Source organism: Pseudonocardia sp. HH130629-09, assembly GCF_001294645.1.
Classification (GTDB): Bacteria; Actinomycetota; Actinomycetes; order Mycobacteriales; family Pseudonocardiaceae; genus Pseudonocardia.
In genome coordinates this window covers 4,813,802-4,835,625 of the sequence record NZ_CP011868.1, presented here as the reverse complement: position 1 = coordinate 4,835,625, position 21,824 = coordinate 4,813,802, and the positions used below count along the sequence as shown (strand labels likewise).

Sequence of the window (21,824 nt, the reverse complement as noted above, 5' to 3'; positions counted from 1 at the left end):
CTAGCTATCCGTTTCGAACCCGGGGCTCCGACAGTCCGTCGACGAGGCCGACCGTCACCGCCTCCGACGCCGACAGCCAACGCTCCCGGGCGTCGTCGGGCAGCGGGGCGCCGCAGTAGGTCGCGGTCAGCGACTCGATCTCGCGACGACGCCCGGCGAGGTGGTCGGCCCGGACCCGCACGTCGCCGGGGTGGGAGCCGCGGACCGGGCCGTCGGCGGTCGGGAGGAACGCGGCGTGCGCGCGGGCGAGCCGCTTGCCCGGCGTCCCGGACGCGACGAGGAACGGCACCGGGCCCGCGAGCGACCCCGCGGCGACGGTCGCGACGTCGACACCGAGCGTGCGGATCGTGTCGTGCACCGCCATCGCCGCGACCGGGGAGCCGCCGGGGGCCAGGACGTGCAGGGTGACGTCGCGGCGCGGGTCCTCCGCGGCCAGCAGCAGCAGGCGTGCGCAGGTCTCGGCGGCGACCTCGTCGTCGAGTTCGCGGGCGAGCAGCACGATCCGCTCGCCGAGCAGCCGGTCGGCGGGGTCGGACGGGGTGGACAGGACAGGCATCGGATCTCCGCTCCTCGGGTGTCCGTCCGACGCTAGATCCGGGCCCGGCCGCCCGACCTGCGGTTACGCCGCCGGCGGACGGGGTTCGCCGTCAGCGGAGGTCGGGTCGGTGCCCGCGGTCGCCACTCGGCGCAGCAGCGTCCGGAGCGCGGTCTGCTCGTCCGCGGTGAGCGGCGCCAGGATGTGGGCCTCGGCGCTGCGCATCCGCTTCTCGGTGTCGCAGAGCAGCGCCCGGCCGGCGTCAGTGAGCACGATCCGGCGGGCACGGCGGTCGGTCGGGTCGGGGCGGCGCTCGATCAGGCCCGCCTCCTGGATCTTGTCCAGCAGGTAGGTCATGACGGTGCGGTCCACCCCGAGCTTGCGGGCCAGTGCGAGCTGGGTCGGCGGATCGTCCCCGGCCGCGGCGGCGAGAACCTGGAAACCGCGCTGACCGCCGGGCAGCGTGCCGACGACGCACTGCACCGCCGTGGCGTGGTCGCGCGCCACCCGGGTCAATGCCCACGCCAGGTCGCACTCGACGCTCTGCGGGGCGGACGGACCGGACATCGTCTCAGGATACGTGCTTGCCAAGGTCTTCTCCCATGCAGATACTCTGTTAAACAGAACATCTTCACCCCAGATCGACCGGGAGGTCGCCATGTCCCTGTTCCGACTCGACGCGAGCATCCGCACCGAGGGCTCCGTCAGCCGCGAGATCGCCGACGAGGTCGAGCGCGCCTACCTCGACACGCGACCGGGCGCCGAGGTCGTCCGCCGTGACCTGGGCACCGCCCCGCTGCCCGCCGACCTGTGGACCACCGCGGTCGCTGCCGGCTACGTGGCCGAGGCCGACCGCACCCCGGAGCAGAGCGGGGCCCTCGCACGCATCGCGGAGCTGGCCGACGAGGTGCTGGCGGCGGACGCCGTCGTCATCGGGTCGCCGCTCTACAACTTCGGCATCGCCGCGCATCTGAAGGCCTGGGGCGACGCCCTGATCACCGACCCCCGGTTCGCGCCGGGCAGTACGCCCCTCGCCGGCCGCCCGGTCGTGCTCGTGGTCTCCAGGGGAGGCGGCTACGGGCCGGGCACCCCGCGCGAGGGCTGGGACCACGGCTCCGGCTGGATCACCCGCATCCTGCGCGACGTCTGGGGTGCCGACGTGACCGTCGTGGAGACGGAGCTGACCCTGGCCGACGTCGTGCCCGCGATGAGCGAGCTACGCCCGCTGGCCGCGGAGAAGCGCGAGCGCGCCCGCGTCGACGCCCGGACGGCGGGGGAGCGGGTCGCCGCGGTGACGCCGGCGGCGTGAGGTCCGGTCAGGGGGTGGCGCGCAGCGCGGCGAGCCGCTCCCGGGCGTAGCCGGGTTTGACGGTCCAGCAGGCGGCGACCTCCCACGCGTCGACGGCACGGCGGACCTCGCGGGCCGCCCCGGGCCCACCGTCGAGGTCGAGCGCCGTCCGGTCCACCCGGCACTCGTCCCAGTCGAGCAGGCCCGGACGTCCGTCCAGGACACGGATGTTGCCTGGGCCGGGGGCGCCGTGGACGACGGCGACCGGACCGTCCACCATGGCCCACGCGGCCCGGCACTCCGCGACGACGTCGGACGGCATCGCAGTCAGGTCCACGTCCCCGCCCCGGACGGTGCCCGCGAGCAGCTCGATCGTGCCCACGAACCCCGGCCGCTGGCCCCGCCCCGAGGTGAGGGCGTGCAGCCGGTGCAGCTCGGCGGCGATGGCCGCCTCGTCACCCGGCCCGGGTGGGTCGCCGTCGAGCCAGGTCCGGACGACGACCGCCCCGCACCGCCGTCGTCCGTCACCGGTCGGGACGACGTCCGGTACGCGGAAACCGTGGGCCCGCAGCTCGCCGGTCAGGCCGAGCTCCCAGTCCAGCGCCGCGGGCGTCCGCCCGCTCCGGTGGACCACCAGCCGTCGGCTCCCGTCGGTCGCCGCCCAAACCGCGCCGCGGTGCCCGCCACCGAGCCGGGCCGTGATGCGCAGCCCCGGCCAGGCGGCGAGCCCGGGCGGCGTCAGCCCGCCTTCGGCTCCCACAGCTCCGGCCGGTCGGCGAGCTTCAGCGGCAGCCCGAAATAGCCGAACAGCTCGGTGTCGAGGAAGACGCTCAGCCCGGTGACGGTACCGTCCTCGATCCGCAGAGCCGTGATGCCCCAGGCCTCGAACTCCCCGTTCGGCCCGGACGGCTTCCACTGGGCGAAGCCGACCGTCCCGTTGATCTCCACCGGAGCCACCCGCGACCCGCGGCAGCCCTGCCCTGGGCCGGTCGCCATCCAGGCGATGACGTCGTCCCGGCCGCGGAACCAGAGTTCCAGCGGGGGCATGTTCTGCTCGACGTCCTCGTGGAGCAGTGCCGTCAGCGCCTCCATGTCGAACGCCTCGAACGCCGCCATGTAGCGCATCAGCAGCGCGGTCTGCGCCGGGTCCATCGCCGGGGAGGTCTTCGGCGCCGCCTCGGAGATGCCCTGTTCGCCCAGGGTGGCGCGGGCGCGCTGCAGGGCGCTGTTGACCGAGGCGACCGAGGAGTCCAGCAGCTCGGCGACCTCGGCGGCCTTCCAGCACAGGACCTCGCGCAGGATCAGCACGGCACGCTGGCGGGCCGGCAGGTGCTGCAGCGCCGCGATGAACGCGAGCCGGATCGTCTCCTTCGCGACGGCCTTGTCCGCCGGGTCCCCGGCCGGTGTCGACACCCGGGCGTCGGGCATCGGTTCGAGCCACTCGGCGTCGGGCAGCGGCTCGCGCAGCGACTCGGCGACCGGTGCGCCGGGGCCGCCGATGTCCATCGGGACGGCGCGGCGCTTGCGCCCGTTCAGCGCGTCGATGCAGACGTTGGTGGCGATGCGGTACAGCCAGGACCGCAGCGAGGAGCGACCGTCGAACTTCGCGACGCCCTTCCAGGCCCGGACCATCGTGTCCTGCACCGCGTCCTCGGCCTCGAAGGCCGAGCCGAGCATCCGGTAGCAGTAACCGGTCAGCTCGCGCCGGTGGTCCTCCAGGCGTTCCTCGGGTGGCCGCTCGTCCACGGTGGTGTCGGCGGCCCGTGCGGGTGCGCTCATGGTTCCCCCTCGACGTACCCGTCCGGGTGGGTCCCGGTCCGTCTGGCCGCGAGTGTGCCGCGCAACACCGACAAAGTGGAGGGCCCGCGCGACGAACGGCCGCCGAACAGGGGCGACGTGCGCCGACGCGCCGACCGCGACGTGGGATGATCGGCGCCGACGGCGTTCCGCTCGACCCTCCCGGTCCGCCGGTCGCAGGCACGACGGAGGAGTCGGGGAGCACGGCGGGACGATGTCAGCGGTGACCGAGAACGACGGGACCGGGAGTACCGGCGGGAGCGGCACACGCCGCGCCGGCCGGCGTCCGGTCACCTCCCGCTCGGAGATCGAGCACATCGCCCTGGAGATGTTCAGCGACCAGGGTTTCGAGAACACGACCGTCGACGACGTCGCGCACGCCGCGGGAATCGGGCGTCGCACGTTCTTCCGGTACTTCGCCTCCAAGAACGACATCGCCTGGGGTGCCTTCGACGAGCAGCTGGTGGGGATGCGCGCGGTGCTCGCGGCCCAGCCGCCGGACCTGCCGACGCTGGAGGGGGTCCGGCGCGCGGTGCTGGAGTTCAACCACGTCGAGCCGGCCGAGCAGCCCTGGCACCGGCGCCGGCTGCGGCTGATCCTGCAGACCCCGGCGCTGCAGGCGCACTCGACGCTGCGCTACGCCTCGTGGCGGGAGGTCGTGGCCGACCACGTCGCCGAGCGGCGCGGCGAGGCCTCCTCGGGGCTCGTCCCGCAGAGCGTCGGGCACGCCTGTCTGGGCGTGTGCATCGCCGCCTACGAGCGCTGGCTGGCCGACGACACCGCCGAGCTCGCCGACCTGCTCGACGAGGTGCTGCGGTCGTTGCAGCGGGGCTGGGCGACCGAGCTGCCCTGAACACGCCGCGACGGCGCCCCGGTGCGGGGACGCCGTCGCGTGGCGATGCCTGCGGCGCAGGTCAGCGGGTGGTGCCGAAGAGCCGCTCCCAGAGGCTCGGGCGGGTCGTGGCGGTGTCCTGGTCCGCGGCGTCGGCCGGGGCCTGCGGAGCGACGGTGCCGCCCGGGGCGGTCACGTCGGCCGGGGCGGTGGCGACGGCCGGTGCACCGGGGGCCGCCGGTACGGCGGGGGCGCCCGGGAGGATCGGGGTACCCGGAGCGCCCGGAACGGCCGGGGCCTGCGGAGCGGTCGGCGCACCAGGCGCACCCGGGACGGCCGGGGTCACCGGCGCCTGGGGGAGGGTCGGGACCCCGGGGGCGGCGGGAGCCTGCGGGACGGCCGGAGCCTGCGGGGCGCCCGGAGCGCCCGGGACGGCCGGGGGCTCCGGGATCTGCTGGCCCGTGACGTCCGTGGTGACGGCCACGGCCGGGGTTGCGGAGGTGGCCGGGACCGCGGGTGCCGCGGGAGCGACCGGAGCTGCCGGAGCCGCGGGCAGGGCGGCGGCGCCGGGAACCGCCGGCGCGACGACCGCGGGCACGGTCGGCGCGGCCGGGACGGCGGGGACCTGCGGAGCCGCTGGAGCCGCCGGGGCGCCCGGGACCGCGGGGGCCTGCGGTGCGGCCGGAGTACCCGGGACCGCGGGAACCTGCGGCGCTGTCGGAGCGCTCGGGACGGCGGGGGCCTGCGGGGCGACCGGCACGCCCGGAGCGGCCGGGACTCCCGGTGCCGCGGGGACGCCCGGAACGGCGGGCGTCGGCACGTCCTGGACGGGGACGGCGGTGTCGGCGGGCGTCGCCGGGGCGGTCGCCGCGCCGTCGCCGAAGAGCGTGTCGAACAGCCGGTCCAGCGGGCCGTCGGACGGCGTTGCGGGTGCGTCGGCGACGGTCGCGGCCGGCACGACCGGGGTGGAGGCATGAACGGACTCGGCCGCGCCGGCCACGCCGGCGCCGTACACACCCAGGGTGCCGATCATGAGGGTCAGGGCGACGGAAGTGGTGACTCGGGATCGCACGGTCTCTCCAGTTCGCTGTGCTGCTGCACGGGGTGACGGACAGCGCTGAGCTTGCGGTCACGGGGCGTCGTCCACCAGGGACCTGATCGTGGCCACACGCGTCACAGGGGTCCCATCGGTCACGCTGTGGTCGGATCGCACCGCGCTGCACCCGGAACGGGCGACCCCGTCCGGGTTCACGGGTGGCCGCCGAGCGGGTCGGAACCGCCGTCGTCACTCGAAACGGGGAGCGCGGACGCCCGGTGCTCACTCGACGGCGTGGAACGTGAGTTGCGCTCACTCGTTCGGGGTGGTGATGACCGCCCGTCGTCGATCGGCGGCCCGAATCTCACGCGGCGTGGTCACCCGTGGTGTCGCGCGGCGGGTGATCGGTGCCGCGGAACCGGCCGTACGGGGGGTCGAGAGAGGACGGTCGACGTGCCACGGAGCCGTGGTAGCGTCCGCGGCGGTTGCAGTCGTTCTTCTCCGATCGCCGTCGAGCGTCCGTTGAAGTTGTGACGGTGGGCGTCGTCGATCGGTGCTGAGGTGCCGCGGCGGTGTCCACGCGACCTCCGGCTCTTGCTGTGAGGGCCGGAACCGCTCCATCTGAGAAGGACACACGCTATGCCGCAGGGCACCGTCAAGTGGTTCAACGCCGAGAAGGGCTTCGGCTTCATCGCCACCGACGACGAGGGACCGGACGTCTTCGTCCACTACTCCGCCATCGAGTCGAACGGATTCCGCACGCTGGAGGAGAACCAGCGCGTTGACTTCCAGGCCAGCCAGGGCAAGAAGGGCCCGCAGGCCGACTCGGTCCGCGTGATCTGACTTCTGCGCGGGCACGACCCGCGCAACGCGACGGCGCCGGCTCCCCTCGGGGACCGGCGCCGTCGTCGTTCCCGGGGTCAGCCGAAGGCCGGTCGCAGCCCCTCCCGTCCTCGCAGCGCCGCCGCGACGACCACCGCGGTCACGCCGAGCACCGCGACCACGGTCACCGGCACCGTCCCGGTCACGGCGGACTCCACGGCGACCCAGACCAGCGCCCAGGCGGTCGTCGCCGCGTACGGCAGCGCCGCCGTCGTCCGCCGGGTCGCGACGCCCGCGCCCAGCACGCCGACCAGGAGCAGCGCCGCGGCCGCCACCGGGCCGAGCGGCGCGCCCCAGTAGGTCAGCGTCACCGAGAACCCGGCCACGGTCGCCAGCGACACCCAGCCCGCGTAGAAAGCGAGCGGCCCGTGCAGCAGTGCTCGGTCCGCTGTCCCCTCGGCCGGGAATACAGCCAGCCGGCGCAGCACCACCGCCAGGGTCGCGAGCAGTGCCACGATCAGCAGCTGTGCAGTCCCCAGGAACTCCTGGGAGAACACGACGATCCAGCCCGCGTTGAACACCGCCGTCGCCACGAACAGCCAACCGGTCGCCCGGTGCACCGGGCGCGACCGCTGCCCGGGCAGTGACTGGTACACCGCGTACACGAGCAGGGCCAGGTAGATGAGGCCCCACACGGAGAACGCCACCGTCGCGGGGGTGATGAGTGAGGGGTAGCGGTCGCTGAGCACCCGCTGCGACTCCCCGAACGTCCCGCTGCCGCCGAGCGAGCCCGCCACCGCCTGCAGTACTGCCGCGGCGAGCACCGCCCAGGTCCGTGCCGTGTCCATTCCCGTGGCCGGGCCGGCCGTACGGCCGGCCCTCGCCGTCGTCGACGCCATGTCAGTCCTCTCGATCTCGCGAATATCTCTATCGTAAAGATAATCGATGCACGAGGCGTGTCGAGCGGTGCGACGACCGGCACCGCGCCGGACGGCGTGGAGGTTGCCGCCGGTCGTCGGTCCGCTGTGCCCGGTCACCTGCCGTTCACCGGTGGCCGTGGCGTTGTGCGGTCGGCGGTCCCCGCTCGTCTCGCCGCTGCGCACCCTCGTCGCGTACCCCTCGCGAAGTCGTGCCCGGAGCCCGCATCCTGGTGTTGTACTTCACAGGTGAGCGGCACCGCAGGGGTTGTCGCACAAGCGGAAGGAAGTGACCTCCATGTCCTGGTGGGACAGCTACCGAGCCGTCTACGGCGCGGAGCTGCGAGCGGCCGCTCGCGAGTACGCCGACCACGGTTGGCCGCTCGTGCCGGGGCCGGGCGCGGAGGTCATGCTGGCGACGGGCGACGTCCTCGACGTGGTCGAGGTTCCCGCGGTCATCGGTCGCCAGGTCTGCCGGACGCTGCGTGAGGCCGGCGAGGTCGTGCCGGTCGCCGCGACGCCCGAGGACACCTGGTGGTTCCCGATGAGCCCGCGGCACGCGCTGCCCGCCGAGCTGAGCCTGCACTCCGACGTGGTGCTGCACACCGACGGCATCGGTGTCGTCGCCCCGCCGACCGAGCGCCCCGAGGGCTGGGTGCAGTGGCGCGTGGCTCCGGCGCGGGTCGGCTACCGGGTGCCGGAGGCCGCGGTCGTCGTCGAGGCGATCTGCGACGCGGTGCGCCGTCGTTCCGGCGAGCAGGTCCTCCCCGACGAGCACGAGGTGCGGGCCGAGCGGTCCGGCATGCCGGGCGCCCTGCGCCGCTGATCCACCCGCGCGGCCCGGACGGAACCGAGGATCCGGCCCGCGCGACCGCGTACCGCCCGCCCGGGCGTCTCGTCGCCGTCCCCGCTCGTCTCATCTGGAGTGCGGACGCCGACACCGGCCGGGTGGTGCGCAGCGGAGGTGGCGCCCGAGGGGGCACTTCTCCCTCGCCGAGCAGCCGCTCCACCGGTCACGGCCGGGTCCGGCGGGACATCGCCGGACCCGGCCGGGCCCCGCTCCGGGCGCCCCCGCCGCCCGATGTCGGTGTCCCCGGGCACTATGGGTGTGTGCAGACCTCCCGCGCGCCGGAGCGCCCAACCCCCGTCCCGCAGCGGGACCGCACCATCGGGACCGTTCCCGCCGTCCCCCTCGGTGGCTTCGGGCCCGGTGACGAGCAGAAGCGACGTGACCTGAGGCGTATGAAGGCCGTCGCCACCGGCTTCCTCCTCGGCGCGACGGTCGTGTTCTTCGTCGCGAAGTACTTCGAGGTCGTCCGCGGCGTCCCCGGGGCGGACTACGTCCGGGCCGCCGCCGAGGCCGGCATGGTCGGCGCGTTGGCCGACTGGTTCGCCGTGACGGCACTGTTCCGGCACCCGCTGCGAATCCCGATCCCGCACACCGCGATCATCCCGCGCAAGAAGGACATGATCGGCGACAGCCTCGGCGACTTCGTCGGGGAGAACTTCCTGTCCGAGTCCGTCGTCCGCGACAAGCTCGACCGGATCGGGGTCAGCGAGTCGGTCGGGCGCTGGATCGCCGAGCAGGGCAACGCCGACCGCGTCACCACCGAGCTGGCCACTGCCGCGCGGGCGGTCGTGACCGTGCTGCGTGACGAGGACGTGCAGAACGTCATCGAGACCGTCGCGGTGCGCAAGCTGATGGAGATCCCGGTCGGGCCGCCGATGGGCAAGGCGCTGGAGGGCGTCCTGGTCGACGGTGCCCACCGCAGGCTGGTCGACCTCGTCTGCGACCGCGCCTACGACTGGGTCGCCGACAACCAGGAGATGGTCCTGCGGGTCGTGCACGACCGCGCGCCCTCCTGGACCCCGCGCTTCGTCGACGACCTCGTCGCGGACAAGCTGTTCGCCGAGGTCCGTGGCTACGCCTGGGCCGTCAAGACCGACCCCGAGCACCCGCTGCGGCACGCCGTGGACCGCTACCTCGCCGAGTTCGCCCGCGACCTGCAGCACGACGAGACGACCATGGAGCGCGCCGAGCAGGTCAAGCGCCAGGTCGTCGAGCACCCCGAGGTGCAGCACTTCATCGGCCGCGCCTGGACGGTCGTGAAGGCCATGGTCCTCGACGCCGCGGACGACCCGTCGAACGAGCTGCGCCTGCGTGTGCGCGACGGCCTCATGGCCTTCGGGCGGAGGCTGGGTCGCGACGCCGAGCTGCGCGCGAAGCTCGACGGCTGGCTGGCCGACGCCGCGTCGTACGTCGTGCGGCACTACCGGCGCCAGATCACCACGCTGATCACCGATACCGTCGCCCGCTGGGACGCGGAGGAGACCTCGCGCAAGATCGAGCTCCAGGTGGGCCGCGACCTGCAGTGGATCCGGATTAACGGCACCGTCGTCGGCGCGCTCGCCGGCCTGGTCATCCACGCCGTGGGGGAGCTCGTCATCGGGTGATCGGTCAGGTGCCCCCGCAGGAAATCGCGCCGTCATCGCGCCGTCATGGACGTGGCGCACACCACGTGAACAGCGCTAGCACCCTGCTTGCAGGAGCTAGCGTCACCGCGTACGGTCGATTCCGTCAATGAAGAACGGATCGAGGCGGAGGTGAGACGGATGGCCACCGAGCGCAAGCCCGGAGACCGTGAGTCCGTCGAGCCCGCCGAGCGCGTCGCGCAGGCCGTCGAGAGCGTCGGGCAGACCGTGGGGCACGCGGTGGAGGACATCGGGTCCTACATCCGCGCCCAGCGCGAGGCCGCCCAGGTCTCGATGCGGCAGCTGGCCCGCACCGCGGGCGTCAGCAACCCGTACCTGAGCCAGGTCGAGCGGGGACTGCGCAAGCCGTCCGCCGAGATACTGCAGCAGATCGCCAAGGGGCTGCGCATCTCGGCCGAGGCGCTGTACGTCCGCGCCGGCATCCTCGAGGAGCGGCCCGCCGGTCAGGTGACCGACGCGGTGCTCACCGATCCGACCCTCAGCGAGCGGCAGAAACGCGTGCTGCTCGACGTCTACGAGTCGTTCCGCAGGGAGAACGGTCTCACCGCCGATCCCGACGACACGTCCACCGAATCCAGGAAGTGATCATCATGGCCGTGAACCTCCCCACCAGCGCCGACGTCCAGAAGCTGCGTGAGCAGACCGCCGAGCAGGCCGAGGTCGTCCGCACCCCGCTGCTCGCCGTCCTCGGTGCCGGCGACTACGCCTACAGCACCGTGACCAAGGTGGTCACCGACGCCCGCGAGACCGCCACCAAGCGCGCCGAGGAGGTCCAGACCCGCGTCCAGGAGCTCCCCGAGGAGCTCAAGGAGCTGCGCGGCAAGCTGTCCTCGGACAACATCCGCAAGCAGATCGAGGAGTTCCGCTCCGAGGTCGAGGGTGTCTACGTCGGCTTCGCCCAGCGCGGTGAGAAGGCCTGGGGCCGCATCCGCAAGCAGCCGCAGGTCAAGCAGGCCATCGCGACGGTCGAGGACCTGACCGAGAAGTTCGACACCCGCGTCGACGAGTTCGTGGACGAGACCCACGAGGTCGCCGTCAAGACCCTCGGCGCCGTCACCACGCAGACCCGCTCGGTCGGTGAGAAGGTCGCCCGCCGCGCCCAGACCGCCGCGGGCGAGGTCGCCGAGGCCGTCACCGAGGTCTCGAAGGAGGCCGCCGAGGCGATCGAGGAGGCCGGCGACCAGGTCGCGTCCACCACGCGTTCGACCGCGCGCCGCACCGCCGCCAAGACCGACCCGAAGACCGCCACCGGCGCGAAGGTCCCGGCCCGCAAGCCGACGACCCGCCGTGGCACCTCGAGCGCGTCCGCCGCGAAGAAGTGACACCCGCCGGGCCCCGCGCCCGGTGAGCACGCACCGCGCCCCCGGCCGATCCTCGATCGGCCGGGGGCGTCGTCGTGTGCGGGGCCGTGGATCGTGCCGCCCGGGATGTGGCGCCGGACGTGACCAGCGCCCGGGTTGTCCGTACTCTGGCTGCGTGCTGTCGCTGCCAGATTCCCCCGATGAAGTGATCATCTTCGTGATCAAGTGGATCATGGTGGTGGTCGGCGGGTTCTCGTTCGGGCACGCGCTGAGGCAACGCGCGGACGCCTTCACCGCGGCGGGCAAGCTCACCAAGAACGCCTGGCTGGGCATCACCGGCGTCGCGCTGCTGCTCCTGCTCGTCACGGGCGGCCCGATGTACGGCGGGGCCATGTTCTGGCTGGCCGCCACCGTCGCGACGCTGGTCTACCTGGTCGATGTCAAGCCCGCGGTGATGGAGGTCCAGGGCGGCGGACCGCGCTGGTGACCCACCCGGTCCCCGGGGTGCTCACGGCCGTCCCGGCCCGCCGGGGTCCGCGTTCGCCCTGAGCGGACATGACTCAACTCCGGGAAGCGGAGGGCCCTCCGCGTGGTTGTGCCGGGCATGAGTGACGTGCTGACGCTCCCGGTCCTGCCCCTCGACGACGCCGTGGTCCTGCCCGGCATGGTCGTCCCCTTCCGTCTCGACGACTCCGACACCCGTGCCGCGGTCGACGCGGCCACCGCCGCGGCCCAGGACCGCGACGACGGGAGACGGGTGCTCGTCGTCCCCCGCATCGACGGCCGCTACGGCGCCATCGGCGTCGTCGCCGTGCTCGAGCAGATCGGCAGGCTCCCCAACGGGGACCGGGCCGCCGTCGTGCGCGGTGAGCGGCGCGCCCGCATCGGGTCGGGCGTCTCCGGTCCGGGTGCGGCGCTCTGGGTCGAGGCCGAGCCGATCGAGGCCGGTGCGCCCACCGGCCGCACCCAGGAGCTCGCCCGCGAGTACAAGGCCCTGGTCGTCGGCATCCTGCAGCAGCGGGGCGCCTGGCAGGTGATCGACTCGGTGCAGCAGACCGACGACCCGGGCGCGCTCGCCGACCTCGCCGGGTGGGCCTCGTGGCTCGACGTCGCACACAAGGCCGAGCTGCTCGCCGAGACCGACCTCGACGCCCGGCTGGAGAAGCTCCTGGAATGGACCAAGGAGCACGTCGCCGAGCAGGAGGTCAGCGAGAAGATCTCGAACGACGTCCGCGAGGGCATGGAGAAGCAGCAGCGTGAGTTCCTGCTGCGCCAGCAGCTCGCGGCCATCCGCAAGGAGCTCGGTGAGGACGACCCGGAGGGCTCCGACGACTACCGCGCCCGCGTGGAGGCCGCCGACCTGCCCGACGACGTCCGCAAGGCCGCGCTGACCGAGGTCGGCAAGCTGGAGCGTGCCTCGGACCAGAGCCCGGAGTCCGGCTGGATCCGGACCTGGCTCGACACCGTCCTCGACATCCCGTGGAGCACCACGACCGAGGACTCGTCGGACCTGGTGGAGGCCCGTCGCGTCCTCGACGCCGACCACGCCGGCCTCGACGACGTGAAGGAGCGCCTCGTCGAGTTCCTCGCCGTGCGCGCCCGGCGCGGACGCAAGGGGCTCGACACGATCGGCGGCCGCGGCTCGGGCGCGGTGCTCTCGCTGGTCGGCCCGCCCGGTGTTGGCAAGACGTCGCTGGGGGAGTCGGTCGCCCGCGCGCTCGGACGCAACTTCGTCCGCGTGGCGCTCGGCGGCGTGCGTGACGAGGCGGAGATCCGTGGCCACCGGCGCACCTACGTCGGCGCGCTGCCCGGCCGCATCGTCCGCGCGATCCGCGAGGCGGGCTCGATGAACCCGGTCGTGCTGCTCGACGAGATCGACAAGGTCGGCAGCGACTTCCGCGGTGATCCGACCGCGGCGCTGCTGGAGGTGCTCGACCCGGCGCAGAACCACACCTTCCGCGACCACTACCTGGAGGTCGACCTCGACCTGTCGAACGTCCTGTTCTTGGCGACGGCGAACGACGCCTCCGCGATCCCCGGCCCGCTGGCCGACCGCATGGAGATCGTGACGCTCGACGGCTACACCGAGCCGGAGAAGGTCGCGATCGCCCGCGACCACCTGCTGCCGCGGCAGATCGCGAAGGCCGGTCTCGACGACGGCGACGTGGAGTTCACCGACGTCGCGCTGTCGATGATCGCCGCCGAGTACACCCGGGAGGCCGGGGTCCGGCAGCTGGAGCGGGGCCTGGCGAAGGTGCTGCGCAAGGTGGCGGTGCAGCTGGGCGCCTCGGACACGGCACGCCCGGTGCACGTCGACGCCGACGCACTCGTCACCTACCTCGGACGGCCGCGGTTCACCCCGGAGTCCGCCGAGCGGACCTCGGTGCCGGGCGTCGCAACCGGACTGGCGGTGACCGGCGCCGGTGGGGACGTGCTGTTCATCGAGGCCACCGCGATGGAGGGCGAGCCGGGCCTGCAGATCACCGGGCAGCTGGGCGAGGTCATGACCGAGTCGGTCTCGATCGCCCTGTCCTACCTGCGCTCGCGCGGGCTGGCCGGTGACCTCGCGTCGCGCAAGCTGCACGTGCACGTCCCGGCCGGTGCGGTCCCGAAGGACGGCCCGTCCGCCGGCGTCACGATGACGACGGCGCTGGCCTCGCTCGCCTCCGGCAGGCCGGTCCGGTCGAGCGTGGGCATGACCGGCGAGGTGACGTTGCAGGGCAAGGTACTGCCCATCGGCGGGGTGAAGCAGAAGCTGCTCGCCGCGCACCGGGCCGGACTGACCGACGTGATCATCCCGAAGCGCAACGAGCCCGACCTGGACGACGTTCCGGAGTCGGTGCGCGCCGAGCTGCGGGTGCACCCGGTCGCCGACGTCGCCGAGGTGCTCCGGATCGCTCTGGAGCCGGCCCACGAGGCGGCGGAGGCCGAGCAGCCCGCGGCCTGACCCCCGTCCGACCGGCGGCGTGAGCCGTACGAACCGGCGCCCGTCCCGCACACGCGGGGCGGGCACCGTCGTGTGCGCGCCGCCCCGTGCCGCGCCCTAGTCGATCCGGGAACTGCGCCGAGATGCAGCTCAGCGGGAACTGTCGATCTCCACGGCCCGCTGAGCTGCATCTCGACGACTGTGGTCGAGCACCTGGCCCACCTCGGCGACGATCTCGTCGGGCCGTCGGTGCATGTCCAGGGCCGTGTAGCGCAGCACCCGCCACCCCGCCGCGACGAGACGGGTGTGCCGCCCGGCGTCGGCGCGGGCCGCCTCGGGCGTCGCGAAGTGACCGCCGCCGTCGTACTCGATGCCGAGTCGGTGGTCGGGGTAGGCCAGGTCCAGCCACAGCGCCGTGCGCCGGGCGTCGTCGAGCACCGGGTGCTGGGGTACCGGCCGCGGCAGGCCACCCAGGACGAGGACGAGCCGGAGGCGGGTCTCCGGCGGGGAGCCTGCGCGGGGGTCGGCCCACACCAGCGCGTCGACCACGCGGCCGGACACCACGGGCATGGGTGTGCCGGGCCGCGAGGTGCAGCAGTACGTCCGGCGCGAACGACCCGCGGGACAACGCGTCGACGGCGACGACACCCTCGGTCGGGCCCGACCACCGGGCCAGGTCGAAGGCGGTACGCAGGCGGGTCGTGACGCGGACACCGCGGACGCCGGTGACCTCGTCGGGATGCAGGACGTCGCGCCGGACCACGACGCCGTCGCGGGATCGGGGCCCGGCGCGCACCGCGGTCACCGCGACCTCGGCGGGCGCGGCCCGCGGGGCGCAGGACGCGCCCAGGAGTTCGGCGGCGGAGTACCCGCAGAGCACCGCGTCCGGTCCGGCCCACAGGTACGCCGCCAGCGACCGCAGCCGCAGGTCGGCGTGGGCGTCGGCAGGGGCGTAGGTGTCCGGGAGCAGCCGGCGGAAGCGAGGCCCGCGCAGGAGGTCGGGCGTGACGAGACCCGCCGCCAGGGCCGCGGTCCCGCGGAACACCTCGGGCCATCCGGGGATCGTCATGCACCGATCGTGCGCCGGGCGCAGCGCCCGCCGGACCGGATCAGCCGGACTCCGTCGCCATCGCGAACGAGGACGTACGCCGAGATGCGGCTCAGCGGGAAGTGTGGATCTTCGCGGCCCGCTGAGCTGCATCTCGACGTCGTTCCGCCGCGCTCCGTCGGGCCGGGGCCCGGTCCGCCCCGCGCGGGACGTACCGCGCCTCACGGTGCGCGTGACGCACCGCCCGGGCGCGGCTCGGACCCACGACCTCAGCGGAAGACGACGGTCCGGTTGCCCTGGATCAGGACGCGGTCCTCCAGGTGCCACCGCAGCCCACGGGCCAGCACCAGGCGCTCGATGTCGCGGCCCCGGCGCACCATGTCGGCCGCGGTGTCCCCGTGGTCGACGCGGGCGACGTCCTGCTCGATGATCGGGCCGGCGTCGAGGTCCGCGGTCGCGTAGTGACAGGTCGCGCCGATCAGCTTCACCCCGCGCCGGTGGGCCTGGTGGTAGGGCCGTGCCCCGGCGAAGGACGGCAGGAAGCTGTGGTGGATGTTGATCGCCCGCCCGGCCCAGGCCTCGCACAGGTGTGCGGGCAGGACCTGCATGAAGCGGGCGAGCACGATCGCGTCGGGGTCGTCGGCGTCGATGAGCTTGCGGATCTCCTCGAACGCGGTGACCTTGCCCTGCTCGCGGGCCGGGTCGCCGGGGGCCGGGAACGGCACGTGGTGGAACGGCACCCCGTGCGCGGCGACGACCGGCTCCAGCGACGTGTGGTTGCCGATCACCCGGGTGATCTCCACCGGCAGCTCGTCGGCCCAGACCCGGCCGAGGATGTCGTGCAGGCAGTGCTGGTCGCGGGTCACCAGGAGCACAGCGCGCTTGCGGACGCCGGTGTCGGAGATGCGGTGCTCGCCGCCCAGCTCGGCGGCGACTGGGGCGAACCGGGCGCGGAGCTCGTCGACGTCGAAGGGGACCGACGCGGCGTCGACGACCTGGCGGGTGCAGAACACCCCGGCCTCGACGTCGGCGTGGTAGGCGGCCTCGGTGATGGAGGCGCCCAGCTCGGCGAGGAAGGTCGAGATGCGCGCGACGATGCCGGTGCGGTCCGGGCAGGACAGGGTGATCACGTAGTGGGACATCAGGAGATCCGGGAGAGGGTGAACTCGGTCTCGGCGGCGAGCAGCTGTTCGATCTGCCCGGCGACCGCCTGCTCGATCGTCCCACCCACCAGCGGGACCTTCACCGTGACCTCGGCCCGGATCCGGACCTCGCTGCCGCCGTCGACGTCGGCGATCCGCATCACCGACCGGGCGGTGGCGGGGGTGCCGATGACCTGCACGGACCCGGTGCCGTCGTAGACGCCGGAGTCGCCTGCCCGCCACTGCTCGGTGCGGTCGATCTGCAGGTCCCCGCCGGGTACGAAGGAGGACACGATCGACGGCAGGTGCTCGCCGGGGATCCCGTGCCGCAGCGTGTAGCGGACACCGTCGGGGGTGGTCTCGTACGCGGTCACCCCGGCCCCGGGACCGCCGATGTGGCGCAGCTGCTCCTCCAGCAGATCGCGGTCGATCATCGCCGCGTAGACCGTCGAGGACGGGTGCGCGGACGTTGCGCGGTAGTCGATCGTGCGCGGCATGGGCGAAGGCTACCGTTGCGGTCGTGAGTTCCCCCGCTCCGACGACGGTCGACCCGATGCTCAGCGCGCACACCACACTGCGTCTCGGTGGACCGGCCTCCCGCATCGTGCGCACCGAGGGCGCGGCCGAGGTGGTCGAGGCGGTGGCCGGCGCCGACCGGGCGGGGGAGCGGGTGCTGCTGGTGGGCGGCGGGTCGAACCTCGTCGTCGCCGACGCCGGGTTCGACGGCACCGCCGTGCTGATCGCCGGGCAGGGTGTCCGCCACGAGCGCGACGGCGACCGGGTGCTGCTGACCGTCGAGGCGGGCGTCGACTGGGACGAGCTGGTGGCCGGCACCGTCGCCGACGGGCTCGGCGGGCTGGAGTGCCTGTCCGGGATCCCCGGGCGGACCGGCGCGACCCCGGTCCAGAACGTGGGCGCCTACGGCGTCGAGGTCGCCGACCTGCTCGTCGACGTCGACCTCTACGACCGGCGCACCGGGACCGTCCGCGAGCACGTGCCCGACTCGGACCTGGGGCTCGCTTACCGCACCAGCATCCTCAAGGGCAACGACGACGCGATCGTCCTGCGGGTGCGCCTCGCCCTGCAGGCCGACGGCCGCTCCGCCCCGATCCGCTACGGCGAGCTCGCCCGCACCCTCGGCGTCGATCCGGAGACGCGGACCGACCCGGCCGCCGTCCGCGAGGCGGTGCTCGCGCTGCGTCGCGGGAAGGGCATGGTCCTCGACGCCGACGATCACGACACCTGGTCGGCCGGCTCGTTCTTCACCAACCCGATCCTGCCCGTCGACCGCGCGCCGCAGGTCGACGGGCTGGCCGCCTGGCCCGCGGGGGAGGGCCGGGTCAAGCTCAGCGCCGCCGGGCTGATCCAGAACGCGGGATTCGGCCGCGGGCACGCCGGCCCCGGCGGGCGGGTGTCGCTGTCCACCCGGCACGTCCTGGCCCTGACCCACCGCGGAGGCGGGACGACGGCCGACCTGCTGGCCCTGGCCCGGGAGGTCCAGAGCGGCGTCGCCGAGCGGTTCGACGTGACCCTGCACCCCGAACCGGTGCTGGTGAACTGCGCCGTCTGACACCCTCTGTGGTCTGGCGTCCGGTTCGTCTTACGCTGCACGGGGGAGTGCCGTCCTCCTGCCGGTCGGAGGCGCCGGATCCGGGCGTACGGTCGGTGTCCAACGCAGGAGATCGAGTACGCGGGGGAACGGTTGCGACGGGTACTGATCGTCGTGGTGGCGCTGATCGGCGCGCTGGGCATCGTCGGGGCTGTGGCCCTGGCGGCCTCGCCGCAGGACCCGGCGGCGCCGCAAGCCGCACCGCCCCCGGCCGGGCCGCAGGTGAGCTACCAGCCGCCCGTGCGCAGCGCAGGCGGAGCGGGTACCGACACCGTCTCGGCGGCGACGGCGAACCCGGCGCAGCCGGTGTCGGTCCGCACGGCGGGCGGCACGCTGGACGGGGTGTCGCTCACCGACCCGTACGGCGACGCCGTCGACGGCGCACTGTCCCCGGACCGCACGACCTGGACCAGCAGCGGTGACCTGGACTTCGCCACCACCTACACCTGGCACGGTCGCGCCGTCGCCCCGGACGGCACGGCGACCCCGGTGCAGGGCACCGTCGCGACGCTGAAGCCCGCCCACACCGTGCGCGGCACCCTGAACATCGGCGACGACCGCACCGTCGGCATCGCCGCGCCGATCGAGATCCAGTTCGACCGGCACGTCCAGGACCGCGCCGCGATCGAGAAGGTCCTGAAAGTCACGACCTCGAAGCAGGTCGAGGGCGCGTGGGGCTGGCTGCCCGACGAGAACGGCGGCTCGCGCGTGCACTGGCGGCCGAAGGAGTACTGGCCGTCGGGCACGAAGGTCACCGTGGACGCGCCGCTCAAGGGCGTCGACTACGGCGGCGGCAGCTACGGCGCCGAGGACCTGAGCACCTCGTTCACCATCGGCCGCGCCCAGATCGTCAAGGCCGACGCCCGCTCGTTCCGGATGATCGTGATCCGCGACGGCAAGCAGGTCGCGGACTACCCGGCGTCCTACGGCCTGGCCGACGACCCGAACCGCAACACCCGCTCGGGCATCCACGTCGTCACCGAGAAGTTCACCGACAAGCGGATGGTGTCCGCGCAGTACGGCTACGACGTCGTCGAGAAGTGGGCCGTCCGGATGAGCAACAACGGCGAGTTCATCCACGCCAACCCGGTGTCGGCCGCCGCGCAGGGCACCGCGAACGTCACCCACGGCTGCGTGAACCTGTCGATCGAGAACGCCAAGGCGTACTACGACACCGTCCTCTACGGCGACCCGGTCGAGGTCACCGGCACGCCGGTGCAGCTCTCCGCCCGCGACGGCGACCTCTGGGACTGGACGCTGTCCTGGGACAAGTGGAAGGGGTTGTCGGCGCTGTCCTAGCGGGTACCCGCTGGGCATGAGCGTTCCCGACGACCGCGCCGCCAGCCGATCCACCCCGCTGCCGGAGGAGGAGGGCACCGATCCCGACGCCGCGCAGATCCTGGGCGAGTCCGAGGAGCGGATCGCCGGCGCCGTCCGGGGCGAGAGCCCCGGCGACGACGCCGACGAGAACCGCCGGTCGGAGGAGACCCTCTAGCGACGGTGCCGCCGGGTGCCCGACGCCTGGTCGCGCGGCTTGAGCACGATCTGGTCCAGGTTGACGTGCGACGGCCGGGTCGCGGCGAAGACGATCGTGTCGGCGACGTCGTCGGCGGTCAGCGGGGTCAGGCCCTCGTAGACCTTCGCCGCCTTCTCGGCGTCGCCGAGACGCACCTGCGAGAACTCCGTCTCCACCATGCCGGGGCAGATCTCGGTGATCCGGATCGGCTCGCCGAGCAGCTCCCCGCGCAGGGTGCGGTGCAGCATCGCCTGGGCGTGCTTGGCGCCGGTGTAGCCGGCGCCGTTGTCGTAGAAGTCCAGCGCGGCGATCGAGGTCACGGTGACGATGTGCCCGTCGCCCGAGGCCCGCAGCTTCGGCAGGAACGCCTGGGTGAGGCGCAGCGTGCCGGCGACGTTGGTCTCCCACATCCAGCGCCAGTCGTCCTCGTCGGCGTCCGCGACGGGCTCCAGGCCCTTCGCGCCGCCGGCGTTGTTGACCAGCAGCTTCGCCTCGGGCACCGCATCGGCGAACGCGCGGACGGACTCCCGGTCGGTGACGTCGAGGGACAGTGCGGTCCCGTCGATCTCCTTCGCGATCTCCTCGCAGCGCTCCACCCGGCGGGCTCCCAGCACCACGTGGAAGCCCGCGGCCCCGAGTGCGCGGGCCGTGGCGGCGCCGATCCCGGAGGAGGCGCCGGTGACGACGGCGGTCGGACGGTCGTTCGCGGTCATGCCGTCGAGCCTATGACCTACCTCGGCTCGACGCCGCGCTGTGCCGACCTGTCCCCGCGCCGGGCCGCGGCCCGTTGCGCGGAGAACACCGCGGCCCCGAATAGGCCCACCCCGGTCCCGGCCACGCAGGTCCAGAACCAGGCGCCGGCACCGTTCGCGGGGTCGAACCCGGAGCCGGTGACCATCGCGAACACGGCGGCGACGCCCGCGCCGATCGCCCACAGCAGCATCCCGCCGAGGATCACCGGCGGGGACTCGTAGAAGCGCGCCGGCAAGGGCGGCGGGGGCGGTGGATCGCTCGCGCGCTCGCTCTCGTGGGCCGTCACGGGGCCGTAGCCTAAACGGTGCACGGACGGAACCCGCAGCGTTGCGCCGCGTCTAGGGTGTCGCCGTGATCGAGCGCCTGTTCCGCGTGTCCGAACGCGGCTCCACCGTCTCCCGCGAACTGCGCGGGGGACTCGTCACGTTCATGGCGATGGCCTACATCATCGTCCTGAACCCGCTGATCCTCGGCAGCGTCACGCCGGGAGACCCGTCGGCCAAGGCCGACGCGCTGGGCGGGATCCTCCCGGTCGCCCAGGTCGCCGCGGTGACCGCCCTGGTCGCAGGCGTGATGACGATCCTCTTCGGCGTGATCGCGAACTACCCGTTCGCGATCGCCACCGGCCTGGGGATCAACACCCTGCTGGCCGTGACCATCGCGCCGATGATGACCTGGCCCGAGGCGATGGGCCTGGTCGTCATCAACGGCATCATCATCGTGATCCTCGCCCTGACCGGCTTCCGGACGGCGGTGTTCAACGCCGTCCCCACCGAACTCAAGACGGCGATCGCGGTCGGCATCGGCGCGTTCATCGCGCTGATCGGCCTGGTCGACTCCGGCTTCGTCCGCCGCCTGCCCGACGCGGCCAACACCACGGTCCCGGTCGGCCTGGGCACCGGCGGCTCCATCGCCTCGTGGCCGACGTTCGTGTTCGTCGTCGGGCTGATCATCGTCGGCGTGCTGGTCGCCCGCGGCGTGCGGGCGGGCATCCTGATCGGCGTCGTGGTCAACACCATCATCGCGATCGTCGTCGAGGCGATCGTGCGGGTCGGCCCCGGTGGCCCGACCAACCCCGGCGGCTGGTCGCTCGCGGTGCCCGCCATCCCGGACCGGATCGTCGGGCTGCCGGACCTGTCGCTCGTCGGCCAGGTCTCGCTCGGCGCCTTCACCCGGCTCGACATCATCACCGTCGTCCTGCTGATCTTCACCCTGGTGCTGGCGAACTTCTTCGACGCCATGGGCACGCTCACCGGCCTCGGTCGCCAGGCGGGCCTGACCGACTCCGACGACAAGCTCCCGAACGTCGGGAAGGCGCTGGTCGTCGAGGGTGCGGGCGCGGTCGCCGGTGGTGTGGGGTCCGCATCGTCGAACACGATCTTCGTCGAGTCCGCGGCCGGTATCGCCGAGGGCGCGCGGACGGGGCTGGCGAACGTCCTGACCGGTCTGTTGTTCCTGCTGGCGATGTTCTTCACGCCGCTGTACTCGATCGTCCCGGTCGAGGCCGCCGCCCCGGCGCTGGTCGTCGTCGGCGCGCTGATGTTCCGCCAGATCACCTCGGTCTCGCTCGACGACCTGCGCACCGCGATCCCGGTGTTCCTGACGATCACCGTCATGCCGTTCACCTACTCGATCGCCAACGGCATCGGCGCCGGGTTCGTCAGCTATGTCGCGCTCGCGGCGGCCACCGGGCGCGGGAAGCAGGTCCACCCCCTGATGTGGGTGGTGGCGGTGCTGTTCGTGGGGTACTTCGGCGTGGGACCGTTGCGGGAGCTGCTCGGTTAGAACTTTCCGCCCACCACTCTTGCC

Annotated in this window: 24 protein-coding genes; 13 read left to right on the top strand and 11 right to left on the bottom strand. The window is 73.4% G+C overall.

The genetic code is table 11. The annotated features are described in order from the left end of the window. Window positions 1-4: 4 nt before the first annotated feature. The gene (locus XF36_RS22395) at window positions 5-556 is read right to left on the bottom strand and encodes an ATP-dependent Clp protease proteolytic subunit (protein WP_060713490.1); all 552 of its coding nucleotides are present in this window, start codon (window positions 554-556) and stop codon (window positions 5-7) included. Window positions 557-619: 63 nt separating this feature from the next. Further along, the gene (locus XF36_RS22390; protein ID WP_060713489.1) at window positions 620-1,102 is read right to left on the bottom strand and encodes a MarR family winged helix-turn-helix transcriptional regulator; all 483 of its coding nucleotides are present in this window, start codon (window positions 1,100-1,102) and stop codon (window positions 620-622) included. A gap of 91 nt (window positions 1,103-1,193) precedes the next feature. On the opposite strand from XF36_RS22390, the gene XF36_RS22385 reads away from it, so the two are divergent. Beyond that, a complete protein-coding gene (locus tag XF36_RS22385) occupies window positions 1,194-1,844 on the top strand; it encodes an FMN-dependent NADH-azoreductase (RefSeq protein ID WP_060713488.1) in 651 nt (216 codons plus the stop codon). Window positions 1,845-1,851: 7 nt separating this feature from the next. Here the strand turns inward: XF36_RS22385 and XF36_RS22380 are convergent, their stop codons facing one another. Further along, window positions 1,852-2,457 (bottom strand): phosphotransferase, encoded by a 606-nt coding sequence (locus tag XF36_RS22380; RefSeq protein WP_145981464.1) that lies wholly within the window; start codon window positions 2,455-2,457, stop codon window positions 1,852-1,854. Window positions 2,458-2,561: 104 nt separating this feature from the next. Beyond that, window positions 2,562-3,602, bottom strand: a complete 1,041-nt coding sequence (locus XF36_RS22375; protein ID WP_060713486.1) for a sigma-70 family RNA polymerase sigma factor — start codon at window positions 3,600-3,602, stop codon at window positions 2,562-2,564. 232 nt (window positions 3,603-3,834) lie between these two features. On the opposite strand from XF36_RS22375, the gene mftR reads away from it, so the two are divergent. Next, on the top strand, window positions 3,835-4,473 hold the full coding sequence (gene mftR / locus XF36_RS22370) for a mycofactocin system transcriptional regulator (RefSeq protein ID WP_060713485.1): 639 nt from the start codon (window positions 3,835-3,837) through the stop codon (window positions 4,471-4,473). A gap of 61 nt (window positions 4,474-4,534) precedes the next feature. Here the strand turns inward: mftR and XF36_RS34470 are convergent, their stop codons facing one another. After that, window positions 4,535-5,485, bottom strand: coding sequence for a hypothetical protein (locus XF36_RS34470; RefSeq protein ID WP_060713484.1), 951 nt, complete (start codon window positions 5,483-5,485; stop codon window positions 4,535-4,537). A gap of 642 nt (window positions 5,486-6,127) precedes the next feature. Here XF36_RS34470 and XF36_RS22360 point away from each other — a divergent pair. Next, on the top strand, window positions 6,128-6,331 hold the full coding sequence (locus XF36_RS22360; RefSeq protein WP_020627638.1) for a cold-shock protein: 204 nt from the start codon (window positions 6,128-6,130) through the stop codon (window positions 6,329-6,331). A 77-nt stretch (window positions 6,332-6,408) separates the two neighbouring features. Here the strand turns inward: XF36_RS22360 and XF36_RS22355 are convergent, their stop codons facing one another. Continuing rightward, window positions 6,409-7,209 carry a tryptophan-rich sensory protein gene (locus XF36_RS22355; RefSeq protein ID WP_082375590.1) on the bottom strand — a complete coding sequence of 267 codons (801 nt, stop codon included), beginning with the start codon at window positions 7,207-7,209 and terminating at the stop codon, window positions 6,409-6,411. A gap of 316 nt (window positions 7,210-7,525) precedes the next feature. On the opposite strand from XF36_RS22355, the gene XF36_RS22350 reads away from it, so the two are divergent. From XF36_RS22350 to lon, 6 genes are all read left to right on the top strand, one after another. Next, the gene (locus tag XF36_RS22350) at window positions 7,526-8,053 is read left to right on the top strand and encodes a bifunctional DNA primase/polymerase (protein ID WP_060713482.1); all 528 of its coding nucleotides are present in this window, start codon (window positions 7,526-7,528) and stop codon (window positions 8,051-8,053) included. Window positions 8,054-8,337: 284 nt separating this feature from the next. Continuing rightward, entirely contained in the window at window positions 8,338-9,681 is a 1,344-nt protein-coding gene (locus XF36_RS22345; RefSeq protein WP_145981462.1) for a DUF445 domain-containing protein, read from the top strand. Window positions 9,682-9,840: 159 nt separating this feature from the next. Next, the gene (locus tag XF36_RS22340; protein ID WP_060713481.1) at window positions 9,841-10,305 is read left to right on the top strand and encodes a helix-turn-helix domain-containing protein; all 465 of its coding nucleotides are present in this window, start codon (window positions 9,841-9,843) and stop codon (window positions 10,303-10,305) included. A gap of 11 nt (window positions 10,306-10,316) precedes the next feature. Next, window positions 10,317-11,042 (top strand): hypothetical protein, encoded by a 726-nt coding sequence (locus XF36_RS22335; RefSeq protein ID WP_168169553.1) that lies wholly within the window; start codon window positions 10,317-10,319, stop codon window positions 11,040-11,042. A gap of 211 nt (window positions 11,043-11,253) precedes the next feature. Then, window positions 11,254-11,508 carry a DUF2516 family protein gene (locus XF36_RS22330; RefSeq protein ID WP_051050279.1) on the top strand — a complete coding sequence of 85 codons (255 nt, stop codon included), beginning with the start codon at window positions 11,254-11,256 and terminating at the stop codon, window positions 11,506-11,508. A gap of 117 nt (window positions 11,509-11,625) precedes the next feature. Further along, window positions 11,626-13,968 carry an endopeptidase La gene (gene lon, locus XF36_RS22325; protein WP_202968432.1) on the top strand — a complete coding sequence of 781 codons (2,343 nt, stop codon included), beginning with the start codon at window positions 11,626-11,628 and terminating at the stop codon, window positions 13,966-13,968. A 129-nt stretch (window positions 13,969-14,097) separates the two neighbouring features. Here the strand turns inward: lon and XF36_RS22320 are convergent, their stop codons facing one another. From XF36_RS22320 to XF36_RS22310, 3 genes are all read right to left on the bottom strand, one after another. After that, entirely contained in the window at window positions 14,098-14,511 is a 414-nt protein-coding gene (locus XF36_RS22320; protein ID WP_168169552.1) for an endonuclease domain-containing protein, read from the bottom strand. A 753-nt stretch (window positions 14,512-15,264) separates the two neighbouring features. After that, window positions 15,265-16,137, bottom strand: coding sequence for a formyltetrahydrofolate deformylase (purU, locus tag XF36_RS22315; RefSeq protein ID WP_060713478.1), 873 nt, complete (start codon window positions 16,135-16,137; stop codon window positions 15,265-15,267). After that, window positions 16,137-16,634 carry a DUF2505 domain-containing protein gene (locus XF36_RS22310; protein WP_060713477.1) on the bottom strand — a complete coding sequence of 166 codons (498 nt, stop codon included), beginning with the start codon at window positions 16,632-16,634 and terminating at the stop codon, window positions 16,137-16,139. The genes purU and XF36_RS22310 overlap by 1 nt, the downstream gene beginning before the upstream one ends. A 56-nt stretch (window positions 16,635-16,690) precedes the next feature. Here XF36_RS22310 and XF36_RS22305 point away from each other — a divergent pair, with 56 nt between their 5' ends. From XF36_RS22305 to XF36_RS22295, 3 genes are all read left to right on the top strand, one after another. Continuing rightward, window positions 16,691-17,707, top strand: a complete 1,017-nt coding sequence (locus XF36_RS22305) for a UDP-N-acetylmuramate dehydrogenase (protein WP_060713476.1) — start codon at window positions 16,691-16,693, stop codon at window positions 17,705-17,707. 132 nt (window positions 17,708-17,839) lie between these two features. After that, window positions 17,840-19,045, top strand: coding sequence for a L,D-transpeptidase (locus XF36_RS22300; protein WP_060713475.1), 1,206 nt, complete (start codon window positions 17,840-17,842; stop codon window positions 19,043-19,045). A 16-nt stretch (window positions 19,046-19,061) separates the two neighbouring features. Beyond that, the gene (locus XF36_RS22295; RefSeq protein WP_060713474.1) at window positions 19,062-19,241 is read left to right on the top strand and encodes a hypothetical protein; all 180 of its coding nucleotides are present in this window, start codon (window positions 19,062-19,064) and stop codon (window positions 19,239-19,241) included. Here the strand turns inward: XF36_RS22295 and XF36_RS22290 are convergent. Further along, window positions 19,238-19,975: an SDR family NAD(P)-dependent oxidoreductase gene (locus tag XF36_RS22290; RefSeq protein ID WP_060713473.1), complete on the bottom strand. Its 738-nt coding sequence runs from the start codon at window positions 19,973-19,975 to the stop codon at window positions 19,238-19,240. The two genes, XF36_RS22295 and XF36_RS22290, sit on opposite strands and share 4 nt — an antisense overlap. Window positions 19,976-19,992: 17 nt before the next feature. Next, window positions 19,993-20,301 carry a DUF2530 domain-containing protein gene (locus XF36_RS22285; protein WP_060713472.1) on the bottom strand — a complete coding sequence of 103 codons (309 nt, stop codon included), beginning with the start codon at window positions 20,299-20,301 and terminating at the stop codon, window positions 19,993-19,995. Between the two features lie 65 nt (window positions 20,302-20,366). Here XF36_RS22285 and XF36_RS22280 point away from each other — a divergent pair, with 65 nt between their 5' ends. Then, window positions 20,367-21,800, top strand: a complete 1,434-nt coding sequence (locus XF36_RS22280) for an NCS2 family permease (RefSeq protein ID WP_060713471.1) — start codon at window positions 20,367-20,369, stop codon at window positions 21,798-21,800. Window positions 21,801-21,824: the final 24 nt, after the last annotated feature.